23 protein-coding genes and 1 tRNA gene are annotated in these 21220 nt (G+C 63.5%); 12 read left to right on the top strand and 12 right to left on the bottom strand.

What is annotated here, in order from left to right:
* Positions 1-9 precede the first annotated feature (9 nt).
* Complete coding sequence (locus EN852_RS08175) at positions 10-834, bottom strand: oxidoreductase (RefSeq protein WP_127874085.1); 825 nt, start codon at positions 832-834, stop codon at positions 10-12.
* Between the two features lie 180 nt (positions 835-1014).
* The gene (locus EN852_RS08180; RefSeq protein WP_246694212.1) at positions 1015-1722 is read right to left on the bottom strand and encodes an alpha/beta hydrolase; all 708 of its coding nucleotides are present in this window, start codon (positions 1720-1722) and stop codon (positions 1015-1017) included.
* Between the two features lie 183 nt (positions 1723-1905).
* Here EN852_RS08180 and EN852_RS08185 point away from each other — a divergent pair, with 183 nt between their 5' ends.
* Positions 1906-2766 (top strand): LysR family transcriptional regulator, encoded by an 861-nt coding sequence (locus tag EN852_RS08185; RefSeq protein ID WP_127874083.1) that lies wholly within the window; start codon positions 1906-1908, stop codon positions 2764-2766.
* Between the two features lie 320 nt (positions 2767-3086).
* On the opposite strand, the gene map is transcribed toward EN852_RS08185, so the two are convergent.
* Entirely contained in the window at positions 3087-3914 is an 828-nt protein-coding gene (map, locus tag EN852_RS08190) for a type I methionyl aminopeptidase (protein WP_127874082.1), read from the bottom strand.
* A gap of 233 nt (positions 3915-4147) precedes the next feature.
* On the opposite strand from map, the gene EN852_RS08195 reads away from it, so the two are divergent.
* The 3 genes from EN852_RS08195 to EN852_RS08205 all read left to right on the top strand — a co-directional run bounded on the left by EN852_RS08195 (position 4148) and on the right by EN852_RS08205 (position 5344).
* The gene (locus EN852_RS08195; protein ID WP_135879536.1) at positions 4148-4480 is read left to right on the top strand and encodes a hypothetical protein; all 333 of its coding nucleotides are present in this window, start codon (positions 4148-4150) and stop codon (positions 4478-4480) included.
* Positions 4481-4592: 112 nt separating this feature from the next.
* Positions 4593-4829 (top strand): hypothetical protein, encoded by a 237-nt coding sequence (locus tag EN852_RS08200; protein WP_127874080.1) that lies wholly within the window; start codon positions 4593-4595, stop codon positions 4827-4829.
* A gap of 215 nt (positions 4830-5044) precedes the next feature.
* Positions 5045-5344 carry a DUF982 domain-containing protein gene (locus EN852_RS08205; RefSeq protein WP_127863596.1) on the top strand — a complete coding sequence of 100 codons (300 nt, stop codon included), beginning with the start codon at positions 5045-5047 and terminating at the stop codon, positions 5342-5344.
* A 73-nt stretch (positions 5345-5417) separates the two neighbouring features.
* Here the strand turns inward: EN852_RS08205 and EN852_RS08210 are convergent, their stop codons facing one another.
* Positions 5418-6104, bottom strand: a complete 687-nt coding sequence (locus tag EN852_RS08210) for an aspartyl/asparaginyl beta-hydroxylase domain-containing protein (protein WP_127863597.1) — start codon at positions 6102-6104, stop codon at positions 5418-5420.
* A gap of 198 nt (positions 6105-6302) precedes the next feature.
* On the opposite strand from EN852_RS08210, the gene EN852_RS08215 reads away from it, so the two are divergent.
* Positions 6303-6596, top strand: a complete 294-nt coding sequence (locus tag EN852_RS08215) for a hypothetical protein (protein WP_127874079.1) — start codon at positions 6303-6305, stop codon at positions 6594-6596.
* A gap of 57 nt (positions 6597-6653) precedes the next feature.
* On the opposite strand, the gene EN852_RS08220 is transcribed toward EN852_RS08215, so the two are convergent.
* From EN852_RS08220 to phaC, 4 genes are all read right to left on the bottom strand, one after another.
* Entirely contained in the window at positions 6654-6899 is a 246-nt protein-coding gene (locus EN852_RS08220) for a hypothetical protein (protein WP_127874078.1), read from the bottom strand.
* A gap of 138 nt (positions 6900-7037) precedes the next feature.
* Positions 7038-7112: transfer RNA gene (locus EN852_RS08225), tRNA-Glu, on the bottom strand.
* Positions 7113-7541: 429 nt separating this feature from the next.
* The gene (locus EN852_RS08230) at positions 7542-8717 is read right to left on the bottom strand and encodes a YcbK family protein (protein WP_246694213.1); all 1176 of its coding nucleotides are present in this window, start codon (positions 8715-8717) and stop codon (positions 7542-7544) included.
* Between the two features lie 326 nt (positions 8718-9043).
* Positions 9044-10879, bottom strand: a complete 1836-nt coding sequence (gene phaC / locus EN852_RS08235) for a class I poly(R)-hydroxyalkanoic acid synthase (RefSeq protein ID WP_127874076.1) — start codon at positions 10877-10879, stop codon at positions 9044-9046.
* 97 nt (positions 10880-10976) lie between these two features.
* Here phaC and EN852_RS08240 point away from each other — a divergent pair, with 97 nt between their 5' ends.
* From EN852_RS08240 to recJ, 5 genes are all read left to right on the top strand, one after another.
* Positions 10977-11384, top strand: coding sequence for a hypothetical protein (locus tag EN852_RS08240; protein ID WP_189545778.1), 408 nt, complete (start codon positions 10977-10979; stop codon positions 11382-11384).
* A 48-nt stretch (positions 11385-11432) separates the two neighbouring features.
* Positions 11433-12650: an LL-diaminopimelate aminotransferase gene (locus EN852_RS08245; RefSeq protein WP_127863602.1), complete on the top strand. Its 1218-nt coding sequence runs from the start codon at positions 11433-11435 to the stop codon at positions 12648-12650.
* A gap of 43 nt (positions 12651-12693) precedes the next feature.
* Complete coding sequence (locus tag EN852_RS08250; RefSeq protein WP_127874075.1) at positions 12694-14007, top strand: homoserine dehydrogenase; 1314 nt, start codon at positions 12694-12696, stop codon at positions 14005-14007.
* 186 nt (positions 14008-14193) lie between these two features.
* On the top strand, positions 14194-15171 hold the full coding sequence (glpX, locus tag EN852_RS08255) for a class II fructose-bisphosphatase (RefSeq protein ID WP_127874074.1): 978 nt from the start codon (positions 14194-14196) through the stop codon (positions 15169-15171).
* A gap of 127 nt (positions 15172-15298) precedes the next feature.
* On the top strand, positions 15299-17083 hold the full coding sequence (gene recJ / locus EN852_RS08260) for a single-stranded-DNA-specific exonuclease RecJ (protein WP_127874073.1): 1785 nt from the start codon (positions 15299-15301) through the stop codon (positions 17081-17083).
* Positions 17084-17089: 6 nt separating this feature from the next.
* Here recJ and EN852_RS08265 read toward each other — a convergent pair whose 3' ends face one another.
* The 3 genes from EN852_RS08265 to folE form a co-directional block, all read right to left on the bottom strand.
* Positions 17090-18055 (bottom strand): patatin family protein, encoded by a 966-nt coding sequence (locus EN852_RS08265; protein ID WP_127874072.1) that lies wholly within the window; start codon positions 18053-18055, stop codon positions 17090-17092.
* A gap of 84 nt (positions 18056-18139) precedes the next feature.
* Complete coding sequence (gene hisI / locus EN852_RS08270) at positions 18140-18616, bottom strand: phosphoribosyl-AMP cyclohydrolase (RefSeq protein ID WP_127874071.1); 477 nt, start codon at positions 18614-18616, stop codon at positions 18140-18142.
* 56 nt (positions 18617-18672) lie between these two features.
* Positions 18673-19305 (bottom strand): GTP cyclohydrolase I FolE, encoded by a 633-nt coding sequence (gene folE / locus EN852_RS08275; RefSeq protein WP_127863608.1) that lies wholly within the window; start codon positions 19303-19305, stop codon positions 18673-18675.
* 236 nt (positions 19306-19541) lie between these two features.
* Here folE and EN852_RS08280 point away from each other — a divergent pair, with 236 nt between their 5' ends.
* Complete coding sequence (locus tag EN852_RS08280) at positions 19542-19988, top strand: iron-sulfur cluster assembly scaffold protein (protein WP_095815273.1); 447 nt, start codon at positions 19542-19544, stop codon at positions 19986-19988.
* Here the strand turns inward: EN852_RS08280 and EN852_RS08285 are convergent.
* A complete protein-coding gene (locus EN852_RS08285; protein WP_127874070.1) occupies positions 19985-20893 on the bottom strand; it encodes a LysR substrate-binding domain-containing protein in 909 nt (302 codons plus the stop codon). The genes EN852_RS08280 and EN852_RS08285 overlap by 4 nt on opposite strands.
* A 93-nt stretch (positions 20894-20986) precedes the next feature.
* Between EN852_RS08285 and EN852_RS40770 the strand changes: the two genes are divergently transcribed.
* On the top strand, positions 20987-21148 hold the full coding sequence (locus EN852_RS40770; protein WP_189545780.1) for a hypothetical protein: 162 nt from the start codon (positions 20987-20989) through the stop codon (positions 21146-21148).
* Positions 21149-21220 lie beyond the last annotated feature (72 nt).

Consider the following 21220-nt stretch of genomic DNA (forward strand, 5'->3'; position numbering starts at 1 on the left):
GGCCAGCGCTCAGGGCTGGTCGAAATCGGTGGCGATCGTGATGTCGCGCCAGGCGTCGATATCGCTGCGGAAGGAAGCCAGCTTTCGCTCGGCGATCGCGTGCGCGATCGGACCGAGCGGCAGATGAAGCGGGGCGTCATCGGCGTCGACAGCCTGCAGGATCACCGCGATCGCCTTGTCGGGATCGCCCGCCTGATTGCCGTCGTTGGTCTCGCGATAGTGCTTGCGCGAGGTCGCGGCATATTCCGGCATCTCGTTGGCCGCTATCGTGATCGAACGGCCAAGGAAATCGGTGCGAAACGGCCCGGGCTCGACGATCAGCAAGCGGATGCCGAACTGCTTCAGTTCGCCGGCGAGCGCTTCGGAAATCCCTTCCACGGCAAACTTGGCGGCGTGGTAATAGCCTCCGCCGCCACGGCCCTCGATGCCAGCGCCGGACGACATGTTGACGATTGTTCCGCCCGAACGTCGTAGGGCCGGTAGCGCGGCTCTGGTGGTTTCGATCAGACCGAAGACGTTTACCTCGAACATCGGCCGATATTCCTCGGGCGTGCTTTCCTCGATCGCGCCGAACAGCGCGTAGCCGGCATTGTTCACGAGCACGTCAAACCCGCCGAAGGTCTCGACCGCCTTTGCCACCGCTGCCTTGGCTGCCGCCGCATCGGTCACGTCGAGCGGCAAGGTGATCATGCGGCCGCCGAAAGGCTCGGCCATTGCCTCGATCGTCTTGACATTGCGGGCCGTCGCGATGACCCGGTCGCCGCGCTGTGCCGCAGCGAGCGCGAGCCGCTGGCCGAAGCCGCTTGAGCAGCCTGTGATGAGCCAAGTTTTCACTACTTTTTCTCCGAGTTGTTTTCAGACGACGCCACGCTGTCGCCGCCGCGAATCGGCCATGATCGACCGAGAGCCGCGCCGATGAGTTGGCCGGTCGCGATGCCGAAGCCACAGGGGTGGCTTCGGCGCATGGGTCACGAAACTTCCGCGGCCCTGAGCCTGAACATCAGGGCATCGGCTTCATTTGCTCGCCGCTTCGGCGATGACATCGGCGACTTCGCGTGGATGCGAGATGTAAACCGCATGGCTGGCACCGGGCACCTCGGTGACCTTGGCACTTGCCCGCTCGTACATAGACCGCTCCGCCTCGGCGCTGATAGCCATGTCCTGCCCGGCCACGATGCCGTAGCTCGGCTTGGTCTTCCAGGCCACGTGCTGCGTCTTGGTTCCGAGGATTTTCGCCGAAACCGGCACCTGCGAGTCAGTCATGAAATCCGTCTCGGCCTTGGATAGGTCAGCGGCGAATCCCGCCCGGAACTTCCCGGGATCGAACAGCAGGAAGCCGTCAGAGGTCGGCTTGAACGCATCCGCGGTCGGGCTCGGCCACTTCTCAAACAGATCGCCCACGCCCTCGCCAACATTCGGGACGAGGGCCGCGACATAGACAAGTGCCGAAACCTTCGGGTCGACGCCGGCTTCGGTGATGATCTGACCGCCATAGCTGTGGCCGACGAGGACGACCGGCCCATTTTGCTGCTCGATAGCGCGGTGAACCGCCTGAACGTCATCCGCCAGCGAAGTGTTCGGTTCCTGAACGACCGTGACTTTCAAGCCCTTGGCGACCAGACTCTCATAAACGCCCCTCCAGCCGCTGCCATCGACCAACGCGCCATGGACCAAAATCACATTTTGGGCCGGCTGCGCGAAAGCGGAGGGCGCGCCCAACACCGCTGCAAGAGCCGCAGCACCGAGATAGAGAGACTTGAGAGACATTTGCCGATCCTTCCGAATGACATGAGGTGATACACGAGAGACGGTCCGATCGACCGATGGTGGGAATCTAGGTGCTTAGATTTGTTCTTTAACTGACAGAAATGTATTCTCGGCGTTCAGTTTTGTGTGGGTGGTCGCATGGAATGGAGTGACGTCAGAATCTTTCTTGCTATTGCGCGATCCGGCACGCTCGGCGGCGCCGCGCGTTCTCTTCAGACAAGCCATCCGACCGTCGGCAGGCGCCTTCGCGCACTTGAGCAGTCGATCGGCCACACGCTTTTCCAGCGGACAGCGGACGGTCTTGTTCTGACCGACGAGGGCCACGGGATCATCGCGCTGGCGGAGCAGATGGAAGAGGGCGCGCTGGCCATGGAGCGCCGGCTTGCGGGGCACGAGCAGAATCTCAAAGGCAGTCTGCGCATTTCGTCAGCGGACTGGTTTGGGGCCTATGTCCTGCCTCCCATCCTGGCGGATTTCGCGAAAGCCTACCCCAATGTCGACGTCGAGGTCCTGACCGGCACGCGCCTGTTTAACCTCGCCCAGCGGGAGGCCGACGTCGCTTTCCGTATCGTTCCGTTCAACACTGCCGATGTCGTTCAGCGGCGGCTTTTGAAGCTCGAATACGGCGTCTACATCGCCGAGGGGTCTCCTGATCCCAAATATGGCGATGGGACCGGTTTCCGGCTGATCACCCATGACACATCCACCGGCCATTTCCCCGACATCGCGTGGCTCATCGAGAGTTTCCCCAACGCGAGACCGGTCCTGCGATCGAACAACCGCAACGTCCAGGGGCGCATGTGCAGGCAAGGCGTCGGCATCGCTGTCCTGCCACGCGTGGTCGGCAATCAGATCCCGGGTATCCGCAGACTGGAACTGCCGACGCCGCCGCCGGCGCGAGACATTTGGATGGGATACCACCGGGACTTGCGGCGCCTTCAGCGTCTTCGCGCGTTCATCTCGACGGTATCGGCCCATCTCGTGAACGCGACGGCATGATGTGCGGCCCGCAAATGACTCAAGCTTCCCGAAGAAAACACCAAGATCGCTGCAGTCGTCTCGGCCGGTCGATCCTCGGCGATCCAGTGCCCGGTTGCCTGGAATTCGATCATAGTCGCATGCTGCGCGGAGCGATCAAGTAAAGCCTTGAGGAACGGTGTGCTGATTCCGCTGGTGCCTCGACGCTCGGTCGGGATGCCGGACGCCGCGTTGAAGGGGATGCGCAAGCGCCGCAGCGAGGTGCTCCAACTTCGGAAAAGAACCCCCGCTCGTCGTCGACTTTGGCCTAAGCGCGCTGACCTCAAGGCTTTGGGTGAATCTTAGGCAGGCAAACCAGGCCGGTCGAGCTTTTTCGGCGACAGCGTGAAGATCTCGCAGCCGGTGTCGGTGACGCCGATCGTGTGTTCGTACTGCGCCGACAGCGAGCGGTCGCGCGTGACCGCGGTCCAGCCGTCCGACAGCACTTTCACGTGCGGGCGGCCGAGATTGATCATCGGCTCGACGGTGAAGATCATGCCCGGCCGCATCTCGACGCCTTCGTTAGCGGTGCCGTAGTGGAGGATGTTCGGCGCATCGTGGAACAGCTGTCCGACGCCGTGGCCGCAGAAGTCGCGCACCACCGAGCAGCGCTCGGCTTCGGCATAGGTCTGGATCGCGGCGCCGATGGCGCCGGTGCGGGCGCCCGGCTTGATTGCCGCGATGCCGCGCATCAGGCACTCATAGGTCACTTCGAGCAGGCGCTCGGCGGCGCGCTTGATGGTGCCGACCGGGTACATGCGCGAGGAATCGCCGTGCCAGCCGTCGAGGATGTAAGTGACGTCGATGTTAACGATGTCGCCATCCTTCAGCGGCTTGTTGTCGGGAATGCCGTGGCAGACGACATGGTTGATCGAGGTGCAGGACGACTTGGTGTAGCCGCGATAGTTCAGCGTTGCCGGCAGCGCGCCGTTGTCCATGCCGAATTCGAAGACGAAGCGGTCGATGGTTTCCGTTGTCACACCGGGCTTGACCATTGGCACCAGCTCGTCAAGGCAGCGCGCCGTAAGATCGCAGGCCTTGCGCATGCCGGCAAAACCTTCCTCGCCATAAAGCCTTATTTGACCGGTGTTTCGAAGGGGGGCCGTGGCGGCGTCGAGATAGGTAACCATTTTTGTCCGTTTGCCGGCGTTGGCTCCAAAGGGAGCCGAGTGCCAAAATCTGCCCCAGATTTGGCACCGGAAGCCGCAAGGTTCAAGGACGAAGTGCGAGCGCGCCGTCCATTGCGGCTTTCCTTCGGCCATTCCATGGGTTAGGGCGGGTCCTGGATCCGGAGATTGCCTTGACGGCACCTGAACGCGAAAGATCGAAGCTGCTGCCGGTCAGGACCGCTTTTGCGGGCCTGATGGCGCTGCTGATGCTCGCGTTGCTGGGCTTTGCCCAGGCCGGAATTTCCGCGTCGGCCATTTCGCTCCAGGGTGGCTCCAGCATCAGCGCCGCCCGCCAGGGCGATACGATCGCGCTGCTCAGGACCTCCGGCAAGGCCCAGGCACTCGAGGTTCGGGCCAGCCGGCCGCTTCCCGTAAAGCTTGTCGGCGGCAATCCCGGCGTGCTTGCGCCCGCAGCCGATTTTCTGGTTATCGGCCAGGCGTTGCCAGCCGAAATGGGCGTCACGCCCGTATCGGCGAGCGCAACGGGCTCGCGCGCCAACCAGCCACGCGCACCGCCCGCCGCATAAGCCCCTGGCCGCTGAGCGCGGCATCCAAATCAAGACATTCCTTCGCGTCGCGATCCGGCGACGGCCGCCGGCCGTCCGCCGGTCGCGAGTGCATCAATTCGGATTTTCGTCAATGCAACGCATCAAGACGTTCAAGACACTCACCCGCGCGGCCGCCGCGGCCTGCTTCCTGGCGGTTCAGGCGGTGATCTGCATCGGCACCGTCTACTGGGCCGTTGCCGCTACCCTTCGCGTGGAAGGAACGGCGGCGATCGTGCTCGCCGCCATCTTCGCGCTGCCGTCCGCCTATGTGCTGATGGTGGTGACCCGCATGGCCTACGACGCGGAGACGGACCCGGCCAATCAGTAGCGGCAAAGGCATGGAGGAAGGGACAGGGGGGCAGGGCTGCGCGGGTTGTGTCGCCCTGTCATCTGGCCTGCGCGGATTGGCCGGCCGCCGGCCCGACGCATCCGTGAACCGATTGTTGACCGCACTGAGGTCACATTCCTGAGTCAGAAGGCCGCCAAAGCAACTTTTCACATCGAGCGGCGTTGCTGGGGCTGCGCCAGTTCGGGAGACAGGGAATGGACAGACTGCAATTCGAGGTGCCGGTGCGCATCACGCCCGCGCCCGGCCTGCCGGTCGAGGAAATCTACAGTGTCGAGCAGGCGCTCGATTTCCTGCAGGATTGGCCGAAGCGCCGGCAGGGCAAGATCTACGAAGCGGCCTTCAATGCCTGCTTCGGGGCGACGGTCGATGTGGCCAGCACCGAGGAAGCATGCCGGGCGTTTGCAACCTTCTGCCGCGTCAGCGGATTGCTGGCGAGGGACGCGATGTTTCTCGGCAAGCGCAGGGCAGGGACGCATCGCGAGGCGCGCGCCTGAGTCTTTGTTTCGTCCAGGTCTTTCCCAAGACCGTATCTACGGGCGACATGCACAAGGCGTTGATCGCACTGGTTCAGCCGCCAAACGACACGCCGCGGTAGCGCATTCCCACCTGGACGCCGCGCACGATCACGCGGGACAGGATCTCCATATCCAGCGGCATTTGCGGACGCCACACGTCGAGCAGGAGAGCGACGCGCGGCTGATCCGAGTTGTTCGTGACTTCGTGCTCGAACGTGTCGTCCCACAGCATGCATTCGCCATCGGCGATGCGCCTTTCCTCATGGTTGATCATCATGATCGTTGCCGGGCGGCCATCCGGCTGCTTCGGGATGACGAGGCCGAGATGGAAGCGCATGATGCCGCGAAATGGTCCGCGGTGCGGCGGGATGTGCTTGTGCGGGGCGAGGAACGAGATGGCCGCCGACTTGACCTCGGGGCATTCGGTGAGCAGCCGGCTCAGCACCGGCATGCGCGCGAGGTTTTCCGGGACCGTCATGTCATAGGCTTTGAGCACGAACATGCGCCAGTCGAGACCGTCATTGGCTGAGATATCGGCCTGCTCCGGCATGATGTCGTGGAAACGCGGCGCTTTGTTCAGCTTTGCCGCCAGCGCCTCGTCGCGGATGTCCTGCCAGGCGGCGGCGAACTTCGCTGCATTGGGAAAATGCGTGCCGGCATCAAGAATGGCCGGCGCATCTATGCGCTTTTCATAAATACGGCGGACCAGGTTGGTTCCGAGATCGTAGGCGCCTGTCATCTCATTACCTCAACGAGGCTGTTATATAGTGGGATATTGTTTGCGAGCGTCGCTCACGGAGATTTGTATGGTTGTCAACAGGCGGGGCCTCCCCTGCCTTTTCAAGGCTTCGCTCGCTGCATCGTGACCGCGCCACCGTTGCGGAGCGGCGGCGCCGGATGCGAACTTAACGATACGATGTTTTGCGAGGATGCCACCATGCCCATGCGCAGGATTGCGTTTTGCGCGGCAGCGATGATCGTTGCCGCCACAAATTTCGCCGATGCACGGCCCGACTCACGCAAAATGACCTGCGCGCAGACCCAGGCGCTGATCCAGAGCCGGCATGCGGTGGTGCTGACCACCGGGGCGAACACCTATGAGCGCTATGTCCGCCAATTCGGCAACGAGTGCGATGCCCCCTACGTGCCGATGGTCGACTATGTCACGGCCAGTGACGGGCGGTGCATGGTCTATCGGTGCGAAGAGCCGGCGCCGATGATTCCGGATTGATCCGAGACCGCCGCTTCGCTCTTGCCGGGAGCCCGCCGCCGAGCGCCCCGCTGCCTCTCACTTGACCTTCTTAATCTCCGGGCCTGACGGCTGGTCGGTCGCTGGAGCTGGCGTGCAATCCTGCCCTTTGCATTCCAGGGCGGGGTCGTCCTTCGGCGGCAGGCAATTCTGCCCCTGGCAATGAACGGGCGGCTGCGCCGGGTCGCCGTTCGGCTGGGTGGGCTGATCTTCGGCGCGGGCGGGCTGCAGCCCGGCCAGGCCGGTCATTGCAACGCATAAGAGCGCTGTCCGAAGCAGGTTCATCCGCGCCTCCATGTCGAGGCAGAACTCTACACCGTCTGATCGTTGCCAACATGCGTCACCCAATAACGCCGTTAATGACGGGTTTCAGCCGGGAAGCGCGAGGTGCCGGATTTTGGAGCTGTTCAGGGGAGATAAGTCTGGTACGCCCAAGGGGAATCGAACCCCTGTTACCGCCGTGAAAGGGCGGTGTCCTAACCGCTAGACGATGGGCGCGCTCAGACGAAGCGGCTTATAATTGCGTTGTTGGCAACCGGCAACCCATCTGCCGCCACATGCGACAACTTTTTTCAAAGGGCTGCAAAAGCCGGCTTTCGGGGCAGGCACGGTTTGCGATCTCGCTTGGTGGCGCACCCTTGGAGATTAGTCGGGACTTCCCTCGCGATCGTCATTCTATGGCGGAGCAAGGAGCGAAGCGACGCGGCGCAGACCATAGAATCCATTCCGTTACCTGTGAGCGTTGCAACGGGGCAGAATCTGCGCCGCTGCACTCCACGGTCGAGGTAACGGAATGGATCCTCGGGTCTGCGCGTCCGCTTCGCTCCCGCTCCGCCCGTGGATGACGAAGCTCGGAAGACTTTGGCCAATTGCGAACGCCCCGACGGCTTGTTGGAGCAGCGTGCTATGCCTGGGCCAAGCCGAATATCAGCCGTCTTCTCCACCGCCGCTGCGGCGACGGCAGCGCCAGTTCCAGTCGCGCTCGGGGCCGACGTCGACATGGATGGATTCGGTGTGGCAGTAGGTGCCGACGCCGCCACGGCCGGGCATCGTGCGGACATAATTCGCCAGCTCCCATTTCGAGACGCCGGGCACCTGGATGTCTGCGGCGGCGCAGTACATGTGCAGCGAGTTCTTGGCGCCGTTGGCGCGGCGGTTGCGCGAGGGGTCGCGGTAGCCGGAGGTGACGATCATCTTGCGGCCGAAATGGCCCTCGATCGTCTTCAGCACCCGCACCAGCGACGGCTTGAGGCAGGCGACGTCGACGCTTTCGTTCTGCTTCAGAAGGCCGTTGGGCGCGAGCCTTGCCATGCCGGCGGCCGAGGCCACCTGATAGGAACCGCCGCCGCCCTCGTCCTCGTTGAGGTCGACGTCGCTCTCGTCGTCGATGCCGGACTTGCGCTTGATCTCGAACAGCGCGGTCTGGCGCACGCCGGGCAGCGCGTCGGCGCCGGTGATGTGATAGCTCGGGTCGTCGAGCGAGGCGAGTTGCACCGGCTTTGCGGCCGGCGTCGCGGAGGCCAGCTCAACGATCGGCTTGGCGGGAGCCGGCGCGTCGGTTGCGGTCTTGGCCTGCGCCGCCGGTTGGTCGCCGGAGCGCGAATTGTTGATCAGCGGCGCGGGTGCTGCCGATGCCGGCGTGGTGCTGAACAGCGAGGCGAACAGGCTCTTCTTTGGCGCGGCGACCTGCGGCTGCGCCGGCTCGCCCGCGGTCACATAGACGCCGTTGCTCATGGCCTGCGTGGTCGCCTGCGCCTTGGACGCAATGGCGGCGGCATCGCCGGCGGCGATCTGCTGGGCCACGGCTTGCGTCTGTTCCGTCGTTTGCGCCGGCTGAACCAGCGGTTGCGGTGTGTTGCCGGCAATCGCGGCGGCGCCGGCGGGCACCACGACGGCGGGGAAGGCGGCTTGCGGCCGCGTCTCCGGCACATAGGCGACCTTCTCGGGCAAAGGCGGGTCGCCTTCGCTCATCACGGTCGCTGCCGCATCGGCAGTCGCGGATGCCGCCTGAGCCGACGAATCGGCGGTTGTTGCCGCCTTGGCGCCGGATGTCGCGCTCATTTCGGTGGCGGTTGAATTGTAGGCAGGCGAAACGACCGACATCGTCGGGTCGCCGGTCGATGTGCAGGAGGCCAGAAGCACGGAGAAAAGCGCTGCCGCTATGCTGCGACCTTCCCTTCGTGCAAGACGCCAACCTACTGATTTCAAAATAAATTCCCCCTCGGCATCCGGTCGGTCCGTCATCGCCGCGCCACTCCAGCATTGCGCTGCGATAACCCTCCTGTTCCCAACCGGAAACGGGATATGTGTCGAATCTGCAAGCCTCGAAATTATTCTGCGTCGGAAGGCGAATTGAGGCCGTGAAACGATTGACGCCACCATTTCGCCCTGTTTTGGCGGCCCGTCAACTCACCAGACATTACAGTCCGTTACACACGCACCTTGACATAGGTGCCCGGCGCATCCCCCAAGGTTTTCATACGCTTGCCCGGTTTGCGGGCGGGCACGCGGATGTTGTCCTGGTTCTCGATCCAGTGTTGCCAGTGCGTCCACCAGGAGCCTTGATGCTCGTGCGCGGCGGCAAGCCAGGCGTTGAAGTCGCCCACCGGCTTGCCGCCGGTCCAGTACTGGTACTTTTTGGCGGCAGGCGGGTTGACGACGCCTGCGATGTGGCCGGAACCCGCCATTACATATTCGACGTCGCCGCCGAAGAACCGCGAGCCCAGGAACACCGAAAGCGCCGGCGCGATGTGGTCTTCCTTCGTGGCAAGGTTGTAGACGGGGATCGTGATGTCGGCCAGCGACACCGTGCGGCCGGCAAGCTCCATCGTGCCGCGCGAAAGATTGTTCTCGAGATAGCAGTTGCGCAGATAGAAGGAGTGGTTGGCCGCCGCCATGCGCGTGGAATCGGAATTCCAGTAGAGCAGGTCGAAGGGCAGGGGCTCTTTGCCGCGCATGTAGTTGTTGATGACATAGGGCCAAATCAGGTCGCCCGAGCGCAGCATGTTGAAGGCGGTGGCCATCTTGGTGCCTTCGAGATAGCCCTTCTCGCTCATCGAACGCTCGACGGCGGCGACCTGGTCCTCGTCGACGAAGACCTTGAGGTCCCCGGCATAGGTGAAGTCGACCTGGGTGGTGAAAAAGGTGGCCGATTTGATGCGGTGGTCGCCTTCCTGCGCCAACAGGGCCAGGGCAGCGGCAAGCAGGGTGCCGCCGACGCAATAGCCGATGGCGTTGACTTCCTTCTCGCCGGTCGCCTTCTCCACCATGTCGAGGCCGTATTGCAGGCCTTCGCGGATATAGGCTTCCCAACCCTTGGCGCCGTGGCGCTCGTCGGGGTTGATCCAGGAGATGACGAAGACCGTGTGGCCCTGCTCGATCGCCCAGCGGATGAAAGATTTCTGCGGGTTGAGGTCGAGGATGTAGAATTTGTTGATCCATGGCGGGCAGATCAGCAGCGGCCGCTTCAGCACCGTTTCCGTCACCGGATCGTATTGGATGATTTCGGCGACATCACTGCGGCCGATGACCTTGCCGGGCGTGGTGGCGATGTTCTTGCCGATTTCGAAGGGCGTGTAGTCGGCCTGGCGCAGCTTCAGGTCGCCGCGGCCGGCGGCGATGTCTTCTGCCAGCATCTTCATGCCGCGCACCAGGTTCTCGCCGTTGGAGGCGACAGTCTCGCGAAACAGTTCCGGATTGGTCAGGATGAAGTTCGACGGCGCGATCGCGTTCGACACCTGCTTGACGTAGAAGCTCGCCTTGTGGCGGGTGTGGTCGTCCAGGCCCTCGGCATGCTCGACGAGCTCGTTCGCCCAGCGCGAGGTGACGAGATAGGCCTGCTTGAGGAAATCGAAGAAGGCGTTGCGGCCCCATTCGGGATCCTGGAAGCGCTTGTCGCCGCGCTCGGGCTGAACCGCGTCCGGCGGCGCCTCGGTGTTGGGATTGACCTTCTGGATGGCGTTCGCCCAGACCGTCATATAGCCGGCGAACAGACGCGTCTGCGCTTCGAGCGCGCGCTGCGGGTCGCCCAGCCAGTATTCCGACAGCTTGGAGAAGGTCTTGACCATGTCGACGACCGGTTCGGCGACATGGTCGCGCACCTCACCTTTCTCGCGCGGCTCGGTCCAGGCGGAAGCCGCCTTGCCGGCCTGCTCTATCATGCGCGCGATGTTCAAGGCGAAGCGCTCGGGGTCCTTCACCAGATATTGCTCGATGGCCGAAGGTCCGCCATTTTCCGCTTTGTCCGAATCGTCAGGTTTGGACATGGTCCGCGGGGTTCCTCCCGGAGCGTTTTCTTGACATATTACCATGGGACATCTGACCGGGTCCAATTCGCTGTAACCCGGCTGCCAGGAAAACAATATGACGATTAATGTTGGCGGGACTTTTTTTCTCAGGCCGGGTTCGATCTGCCGCAAGGCGGTGCTGGCCGGGCTGGTCGGCGTGCTGTTGCCCGCCGGCGGGTGCACGAGCACCAGCACCAACAATGCAGCGCCGACCGCCTTGACCGAAGGCCCCAAGGACACCGGCTCCTACCCGAATCTCAACATTCCCCCGCAGGTGGCCGCCAAGCAGCTCACCAAGGAGGAGACCGCGGCGAACCTCGCCAAGCTCAAGGCCGAGCAGCAGGCGCAGGCTGCCAAGGGCGGCAGCGTCAAGGCGCCGGCGAATTCCACGGCGCTGAAGACGCTTGCCAAGACGCATGGCGACGACACGCTGAAGCAGATCGAGGGCAAATGCGACCCGACCCTCGACCCTAACTGCAATTAGGTTTATATCGCGCGCCGAAAGCGCCCCCTTCGATCGTCTGGAACTAACATGGAAGAATTTCACAAGGTCCGCCGGCTTCCGCCTTACGTGTTCGAGCAGGTCAACCGGCTGAAGGCCAGCGCCCGTTCGCGCGGCGCCGACATCATCGACCTTGGCATGGGCAATCCGGACCTGCCGACGCCGAAAGCCATCGTCGACAAATTGTGCGAGGTGGTGCGCGATCCGCGCACGCATCGCTATTCGTCCTCGCGCGGCATTCCGGGCCTGCGCCGCGCCCAAGCCAACTACTATGCCCGCCGCTTCGGCGTGAAGCTCAACCCCGACACGCAAGTGGTGGCGACGCTGGGCTCAAAGGAAGGCTTCGCCAACATGGCGCAGGCGATCACCGCACCGGGCGACGTGATCCTGTGCCCCAATCCGACCTATCCGATCCATGCCTTCGGCTTTATCATGTCGGGCGGCGTCATCCGTTCGCTGCAGGTCGAGCCCGATGACGGCTTCATCCCGGCGGTCGAGCGCGGTATCCGCCATTCGATCCCGAAGCCGCTGGCGCTGATCCTCAACTATCCGTCGAACCCGACGGCGCTGGTCGCCTCGCTCGACTTCTACAAGGACGTGGTCGCCTTCGCGAAGAAGAACGACATCATCATCCTGTCCGATCTTGCCTATTCCGAGATTTATTTCGACGGCAATCCGCCGCCTTCGGTGCTGCAGGTGCCGGGCGCGATGGATATCTGCGTCGAGTTCACCTCGATGTCGAAGACCTTCTCCATGCCGGGCTGGCGCATGGGATTCGCTGTCGGCAACGAGCGGCTGATCGCGGCGCTGACACGCGTGAAGTCCTATCTCGACTATGGCGCGTTCACGCCGATCCAGGTGGCGGCCGCGCATGCGCTGAACGGCGATGGCGCCGACATCGAGGAGGTGCGCGAGGTCTACCACAAGCGGCGCGACGTGATGGTCGATTCCTTCGGCCGCGCCGGCTGGACCATACCCGCGCCCGCTGCCTCGATGTTCGCCTGGGCGCCGATCCCGGAACAGTTCCGCCATCTCGGCTCGCTCGAATTCTCCAAGCTGCTCATCGAGCATGCGGATGTCGCGGTGGCGCCGGGTGTCGGCTTCGGCGAGCACGGCGACGATTATGTGCGCGTGGCGCTGGTCGAGAACGAGCACCGGATCCGTCAGGCCGCGCGCAACATCAAGCGCTTCCTGGCATCGACCGCCAAGCAGCCCAACAATGTGGTGCCGCTCGCCGCTCGGCGCTGAGTCTGCCTTATATCCATAGAATTTTTGAGGGGCGTCGCCGGACATGGCTGAAGCGTTGCGTGTTGGAATTGCCGGCCTCGGCACGGTTGGCGCCTCGGTGGCGCGTGTGCTGCGCGACAAGGCGGCGGAGCTCACCCGCCAATGCGGCCGCGACATCGTCGTGACGGCAGTTTCGGCCCGCGATCAGAAGCGCGACCGCGGCATCGATCTCAGCGCCGCGAAATGGTTCGACGATCCGGTCAAGCTGGCCGAAAAGGCTGACATCGACGTCTTCGTCGAGCTGATCGGCGGCGACGAGGGACCGGCGCGGCTTTCGGTAAAGGCGGCGCTCGAGGCGGGCCGGCATGTCGTCACCGCCAACAAGGCGCTGCTTGCCAAGCATGGCGTGGCGCTTGCCGAGATCGCCGAGAAGAAGGGCGTTCTGCTCAATTACGAGGCGGCGGTGGCCGGCGGCATCCCGGTCATCAAGACGATGCGCGAGGCAATGGCCGGCAACGCGGTGACGCGTGTCTTCGGCATCCTCAACGGCACCTGCAACTACATCCTGACCCGCATGGAAGCCGAAGGCATCTCGTTCGATGCCTGCCTGAAGGACGCGCAGCGGCTGGGCTATGCCGAGGCCGATCCGACCTTCGACATCGAAGGCCACGATACGGCGCACAAGCTGTCGATCCTGACCAGCCTTGCCTTCGGCACGAAGATCGCCGCCAACGACATCTATATGGAAGGCATCTCCAACATCACCCAGGCCGACATCCGCGCGGCGGCCGACCTCGGCTACCGCATCAAGCTGCTCGGCGTCGCTCAGCGGACCGACAGCGGCATCGAGCAGCGCGTCCATCCGACGATGGTGCCGACGGCGTCGGTCATCGCGCAGGTGCACGGCGTCACCAACGCCGTGGCGATCGAGACCGACATTCTGGGCGAGCTTCTGCTTTCTGGCCCCGGCGCCGGCGGCAATGCCACCGCCTCGGCGGTGATCGGCGACATCGCCGATATCGCCAAGAGCCGGCCCGGCTTCCAGCACGCGCCGGTGTTCGGCTGGCCGGCGAAGGAGTTGAAGCCTTACAAGAAGGCGCAGATGCGCAGCCATGCCGGCGGCTACTTCATCCGGCTGACCGTGCATGACCGCACCGGTGTCTTCGCGGCCATCGCCAAGCGCATGGCCGACAACGACATCTCGCTGGAATCGATCGTCCAGCAAGCGGCCGGCACGGAAACAGAGGCGCAGAAGACGGTCATCCTCGTCACCCACGAGACGACGGAAGCGGCGGTGCGCAAGGCGGTCGAAGGCATCACCAAGGACGGTCATCTGACCGACAAGCCGCAAGTGATCCGCATCGAGCGGGCGGAATAAGTCAGGTCCGATTCCGTCTTCAATCGATTGATTTTGCTGTCATTTCGAAAAATGACGGGCCAAGTCTTGCCGTTGTCATGGAGCTTTGCCAGAAGAAGCCCGCCTCTGGCGGGAGGCGGAGCAATTCCGGTGCTCAACCGTTCTGGGATTGCTCGACGCAAACAGACAACGAGGAATGCGTAATCCATGAACATCGCCCAGAACATTGCTGCCGGCCTCGACCGGATCCTCACCATGGAAGTGGTGCGCGTCACCGAGCGGGCCGCCGTCGCGGCCGCCAGGCTGCGCGGGCGCGGCGACGAGAAGGCGGCCGACCAGGTGGCTGTCGATGCGATGCGCCAGGAGCTCAATCGCCTCGCCATCAAGGGCACGGTGGTGATCGGCGAGGGCGAGCGTGACGAGGCGCCGATGCTCTATATCGGCGAGGAGGTCGGCACGGGCAAAGGCCCGGCCGTCGACATCGCGCTCGATCCGCTCGAGGGCACGACAATCTGCGCGAAGAACCTGCCCAACGCGCTGGCCGTCATCGCCATTGCGGAAAAGGGCAGCCTGCTGTTCGCCCCCGACGTCTATTTGGACAAGATCGCGATCGGCCCCGGCTATCCGGAAGGCCTGATCGACATCGACGCCTCGCCGGCGGAAAACCTCGCCAACCTGGCCAAGGCCAAGGGCGTGGCGGTTTCCGACATCACTGCCTGCATCCTCGACCGGCCGCGTCACGCCAAGCTGATCGACGCCGTGCGCGCCACGGGCGCGGCGATCCGGCTGATCGGCGACGGCGATGTCGCCGGCGTCATCCACACCACCGACCCAGACGAGACCGGCATCGATATCTATCTCGGCACCGGCGGCGCGCCGGAAGGTGTGCTGGCGGCGGCAGCGTTGCGCTGCGGGCAGATGCAGGGCCGGCTGATCCTCGACACGCCGGAGAAGGTGGCGCGGGCCGAGAAGATGGGCATTTCCGATCCGAAGCGCGTCTATCGCGCGCAGGACATGGCGCGCGGCGACGTGCTCTTTGCGGCGACCGGAGTCACCGACGGCAACCTGCTCGATGGGGTGAAGTTCGGCCGCACCTTCATCACCACCCACACCATCGTGCTGCGCTCGTCCTCGCGCACGGTTCGCGAGATCAAGGCGCGCCACCAGGATCTGGACAAGTTCTGATTTCGCCTCGCTTCGGGGCTTTGCGAAAAGCCTTCCATAGTTATCCCCGAATTGCTCACTTCCCTGCAATTGCTCCCGCCGTCGCATATTGATATCTGCCCAGGATGATGTGCAGACGGCGCGTCGCATGACGGGCGAGAAACGGTTCTTCCTCGATGTCAGGCAGTCGGCGACCGGTGTTTCCTGGCAACACCGGCTGACCGAGCGGCAGGACATGGCCGCCTTGGCGATCGCGCAGGGCCACGGCGTGCCCGACATCGTTGCACGGGTGCTTGCCGGGCGCGGCGTCAGCGCGGAGCAGGCCGAGCGCTTCCTCGACCCGACCATTCGCGAGCTTCTGCCGAATCCGGCATCGCTGACCGATATGGAGAAAGCGGCGGCGAAGCTCGCCGATGCGATCGTCTCGCGCGAGAAAGTGGCAATCTTCGGCGACTACGATGTCGACGGCGCCGCCTCGTCGGCGCTCCTGAAACGCTTTCTCACGCATTTTTCGGTGCCGTCCGAAATCTATATCCCGGACCGCATCTTCGAGGGCTACGGGCCCAATCCGGAAGCCATGCGCGAGCTGATCTCGCGCGGCGCGAAGCTGATCGTCACCGTCGATTGCGGCACCAACAGCGCGACCTCGATCGAAGCGGCCAGAGAAGCCGGCGCGGACGTCGTGGTGCTCGACCACCACCAGGTCGGCGGGCCGCTGCCGCCGGCGGTGGCCGTGGTCAATCCCAATCGCGAGGACGATTTGTCGGGGCAGGGGCATTTGTGCGCCGCCGGCGTCGTCTTCCTGTGCCTGGTCCAGACGGCAAAGCTGCTGCGCGAACGGCTGCCGAACGCCGCGCCAGTCGACCTGCTTTCGCTGCTCGACCTCGTGGCGCTGGCAACGGTCTGCGACGTGGTGCCGCTCACCGGCGTCAATCGGGCCTTCGTGGTCAAGGGGTTGCAGGTATTGCGTCAGCAGAAGAATGAGGGGCTGGCGGCGCTGGCGCGGGTCTCGCGCATCGGCGAGCCGATCAACACCTTCCATCTGTCCTTCCTGATCGGGCCACGCATCAATGCGGGCGGCCGTATCGGGGATGCGGCGCTCGGCAGCCGGCTTTTGGCCACCGACGATCCCGTCGAGGCGGCAAGCATCGCCGAGACGCTCGACCGGCTGAACCAGGAACGGCAGCAGATGGAGCAGGAGATGCTGGCGCAGGCGCGCGCCGAGGCTGATGCCGAGCTTGCCGGCGGCAACGGTCCGGCAATCATCGTCACCGCCAGCAACAGCTGGCATCCGGGCATTGTCGGGCTGATTGCCTCGCGGCTCAAGGACTATGCGCGCCGGCCGGCCTTCGCCATCGCCTTCAATTCGACCGGTATCGGCACGGGTTCCGGCCGTTCGGTGACCGGCTTCGATCTTGGCCGGCTGGTGCGCGAGGCAGCGGATGCCGGGCTGATCGTCAAGGGCGGCGGCCATGCGATGGCCGCAGGCATCACCGTCGAGCGCGCCAAGCTCGGCGAACTGCGCGCCTTTTTCGAGGAGCGCGCCGCGGCCGATGTCTTCCGGCTGCAGAACGAGGAAAGCCTGGCGATCGACGGCGCGCTGGCCGCGGAGGGCGCCACCATCGCGCTGCTCGATGCGCTGGAGAAAGCCGGGCCGTTCGGCGCCGGGCACATCGCGCCGGTATTCGTGCTGCCGCGCCACCGGCTGACCGACGCGCGCGCGATCGGAACCAATCACATTCGCGTGGACCTGCAGTCGCAAAGCGGTGGCAACATCCAGGCGATCGCCTTCCGTGCCGTCGACACGGCGCTCGGCGAATTCCTGTTCAAGAACAGAGGCAGGACCGTGCACATCGCCGGTTCGCTGTCGGGCAATTACTGGAACGGCAACCGCACGGTGCAGTTTCGCATCAGCGATGCGGCGCTCGCTTAAGGTGTGTCACACCAGAACGGACTGCAGCCGGGTCAGTTCGCTGATCTGCGACTTCGTCGTCTGGTAACCAATGCTGATCGCCTCGTCGGCGCGGTGGAATTCCGTCAGGCCGATATGGCTGAGCTTCGGCTGCAGCGACATGTCGGGCGGATCGCCGGCCAGCCTGGCGCGCGAAATCCGGTCCTGGATGATGTTGAAGGCCTCGACCATGACGCCGGTGATGCCAAGGCGGCTCTGGTGCGACTGGGGATTGAACTGGCCGGGTCGCGGAGCGTCTTTCTCGACGACCAGCTCGCCGGCGTTGTGCTTGATGACGGCGGCGCGTCCGAACAGATCGTAATGCAGGTTGACCGCCACGACGAGCGGCTGCTCGTAGGCGCGGCAGACCGAGACCGGCACCGGATTGACCAGCGCGCCGTCGACCAGCATGCGGCCGTTGCAGGCCACCGGCTCGAAGACGCCGGGCAGCGCGTAGGAAGCGCGCATGGCGGTGACGAGCGAGCCGCTCGACAGCCAGATCTCGTGGCCGGTGCGGATTTCGGACGCGACGGCGACAAAGGGTTTCGACAGGTCGTCGAAGCGGGCGCCGTCGAGATGCTCGCGCAGACGCTGATCGAGCTTCATGCCGCCGAACAGACCACTGCCGCGCAGATTGAGATCGAGCAGGCCGAAGATACGCCGCTTGGTCAGGCTTCTGGCGAACTCTTCCAGTTCGTCGAGCTTGCCGGCCAGGTAGCAGCCACCGACCAGCGCGCCGACCGAGGTGCCGGCGATCATCGACACTTCGATGCCGGCTTCGTCGAGCGCGCGCAGCACGCCGATATGGGCCCAGCCGCGCGCGCAGCCGCCGCCGAGCGCCAACGAGATGCCGGTCTTCCTGCCGGACTTAGGATCTGGCAAGCCGCCGAATGACGCGGGGCCGTTGGCCTCCCGAACGTCAGGTTTGCTGCGCAATGACGCCCATTCGAGCATCACGATCTCCCTTGTCCCATATCCCTTCTATCAAAAGGATATTTGAGAATAGTGAATCTGAGTGGTTTGTGAATATTGAATGGTTCACGCCGGCTTCCGATACGTCTGGTCCGTATCGAACAGCGGCTTGCTGCCATCGTCGGCAAGCGTCGCCTTGCCGTCGTTGAACCCCACCGTCCGATAAAAGCAGGAACGCCGACCGGTGTGACAAGTTGCGTCGTGGCCCAACACTTTGACGCGCAACCATATCGCGTCCTGGTCACAATCCGTGCGCATCTCGACGATGTGCTGGAAATTGCCGGAGGTCTCGCCCTTCTTCCACAGCGCGCTGCGCGAGCGCGACCAGTAATGTGCGATGCCGGTTTCGAGCGTCAGCGCCAGCGCTTCGGCATTCATATGCGCGACCATCAACAGCATGCCGTCAGCGGCGTCCGTCACGACGACGGTGACGAGGCCTGCGGCATCGAAGCGCGGAGAAAGAACAGAACCTTCCTCCAGCGCCTTCTTGTCTGACGGAGCTTTCGGGAACTGCAGTGCCGGTAGTTCTTTGCTTTGGACCATGATCTTATCCGAAAACCGGTCTCCACTTTTCGGGATCATGGTCCGCCGGCCGGTCATCAGCCGCCGGCGCGCACCATGGTGACGAAGCGGACCTGCTCCTCGGGCGTGTCCTTGAAGACGCCTGTGAAAGTGGAGGTCAGCGTGGTCGAATCCTGCTTGCGGATGCCGCGCATGGCCATACACATATGCTCGGCCTCGAGCATGACGGCGACGCCGCGCGGGTTGAGCACGTCCTGGATGACGCCGGCGATCTGCGCGGTCATTGCCTCCTGCGTCTGCAGGCGATGCGCGAAGATGTCGACTACGCGTGCGATCTTGGACAAGCCTACGACCTTGCCGTCCGGCAGATAGCCGACATGCGCCTTGCCGATGATCGGCACCATGTGGTGCTCGCAATGCGAATGGAATTTTATGTTCCTGACGATGACGAGATCGTCATAGCCGGCAACTTCCTCGAAGGTGCGGCCGAGCTCGTCGGCCGCGCACATATCATAGCCGTTGAACATTTCGCGGAAGGCCTTGGTGACACGCTTGGGCGTGTCGATCAGGCCTTCGCGGTCCGGATTGTCGCCGGTCCAGCGCAACAGCGTGCGCACGGCGGCCTCCACCTCGGCCTCGCTCGGCCGGTCGGTGACCGGCTTTTCCATATATTCGGACGGGGGCATGATTTTCTTGATGACGGCATCCATAAAGGCGTCTCCCGTAGTCCCACTCAAGGGTGGGACGAGTTGAACGGACCACGACCTTTTGGGTGAAAATCGCCCATTTCCATCCCGCAAGCGGCGTGAACATGTGGGCAGGGACAATGGCCTGTCATCGCCTTGTCGATGCCCGACTGCCACCATTATATATGGTTCTGACGGAGCGAAAGGAAGACGCGAGAGCGGCAAAGCCTGTTCGCTGGGCGGCGACGGATTGGAAAAATATGATCGACGACGTCTACAATGCGAAAATTCTCGGCTTCGCCGGAAATATAGGGCGGATCGGCCGGCTCGACGATGCCGACGCGACGGCCAGGGCACATTCCAAATTGTGCGGCTCGACCGTCACCGTCGACCTCAAGATGGATGGCGATGTGGTCACCGATTTCGCCCACGACGTGAAGGCCTGCGCGCTCGGCCAGGCCTCGTCGTCGATCATGGCCCAGCATGTGGTCGGCGCCAGGGCCGACGAATTGCGTGCCGTGCGCGAGACCATGCTGAAGATGCTCAAGGAAAACGGCGCGCCGCCGGAAGGCCGCTTCGCCGACCTCAAATATCTGGAACCGGTGCGCGACTACAAGGCGCGCCACGCCTCCACCATGCTGACCTTCGATGCGGTGGTCGACGCGATCGGCCAGATCGAGAAGAAGCGCGCCGGACAGGCGGCTTAGGTTTCGCTTTTCCCGGGACTATTCCTCAACTCCTCGACGAGCCAGTCTGAAAAGGTCTTCGCTGGCCAGCTCAGATGCTGGAAATCAGGAGCGACAAGCCAGTACGCCCCAAATGGAACTTCCATCTCGAAGGGACGTACAAGCAAGCCGGCTCGCAGGTCGGCACCGTTCAGTATGCGATCCCCCAAGGCGACGCCATGCCCGAGCTTCGCCGCCTGCATGGCAAGCGCGGCATCGGTGAACAACGGCCCTCTCTGAAGCGCGAGGTCCGGAAGGCCCATCGCATGGAACCATGTGGCCCAGCCGTCACGATTGTAGTCATGCAACAGCGTGTAATGCCGCAGGTCAGCAGGTGTTGCCAGCGGGACGCCTGATGCCAGAAGGTCTAAGGCCAGGACTGGTGTCACCATCACATCAACCAGATGCTTTGCTTGTGTGCGCGCCCATGAACGAGCATTCGCTCCGTAACGAATGGCAAGTTCTGCTTCGTTGCCACGAAACTCTATAAGGCGAGATTCGGCATCGACCGAGATGTCGATCTGCGGGTATTGCAGCCTGAACGAATTGAGACGCTGGATTAGAAACTCGCCGGCAAAAGACGGCTCGACGCTCACCCGTAGTGCGCTCTGCTCCGGCCTGCTGACGATTTGCGATAGACGGCGGTCGATATCGTCAAAGCTGGTTGTCAGTTGACTGAGCAGGGCCTGGCCCGCTTCCGTCAGCTCAACCCTGCGATGAAGCCGTTCGAAAAGCGGCTTGCCGATCAAGGCTTCGAGTTCTCTGATCTGGCGGCTGATCGCAGCCTGTGAAACGTAAAGCTCTTCCGCCGCGCGGCTGAAGCTCAAGTTCCGGCCTGCCGCTTCGAAACTTCTCAGCGCCGTCAGCGGCAGCCGGCTACGCTTCATCTCGCATAATCTCAAGTTATCCGAAGCCGAAAATATACTCGTTTGAGAACAAAGGCCAGCGGCGGTCTTATCGGTGCTCAAAGGAGCACCGCCATGTACCAGTTTCTGGCCATTTTAACCGAAGTGGTACGGATCGCGACCCTTCAATGGCGTGGCGAAGCCAGCCGTGGTCACGACTGCCGGGATCATCAGGATTCCTTCCGCCGTCATGAGCCATGGACCGACAAGCGCCCCATCCGCCGATCCAGGCGGTGAGAAGCCGACCCAGGCGATAAAAGGCAAAGGATCGTTGCGTTCGCGGCCCAAAGCTCACATCTATCGGGTGGA

Source organism: Mesorhizobium sp. M2E.F.Ca.ET.209.01.1.1 (assembly GCF_004010375.2).
GTDB lineage: Bacteria > Pseudomonadota > Alphaproteobacteria > Rhizobiales > Rhizobiaceae > Mesorhizobium.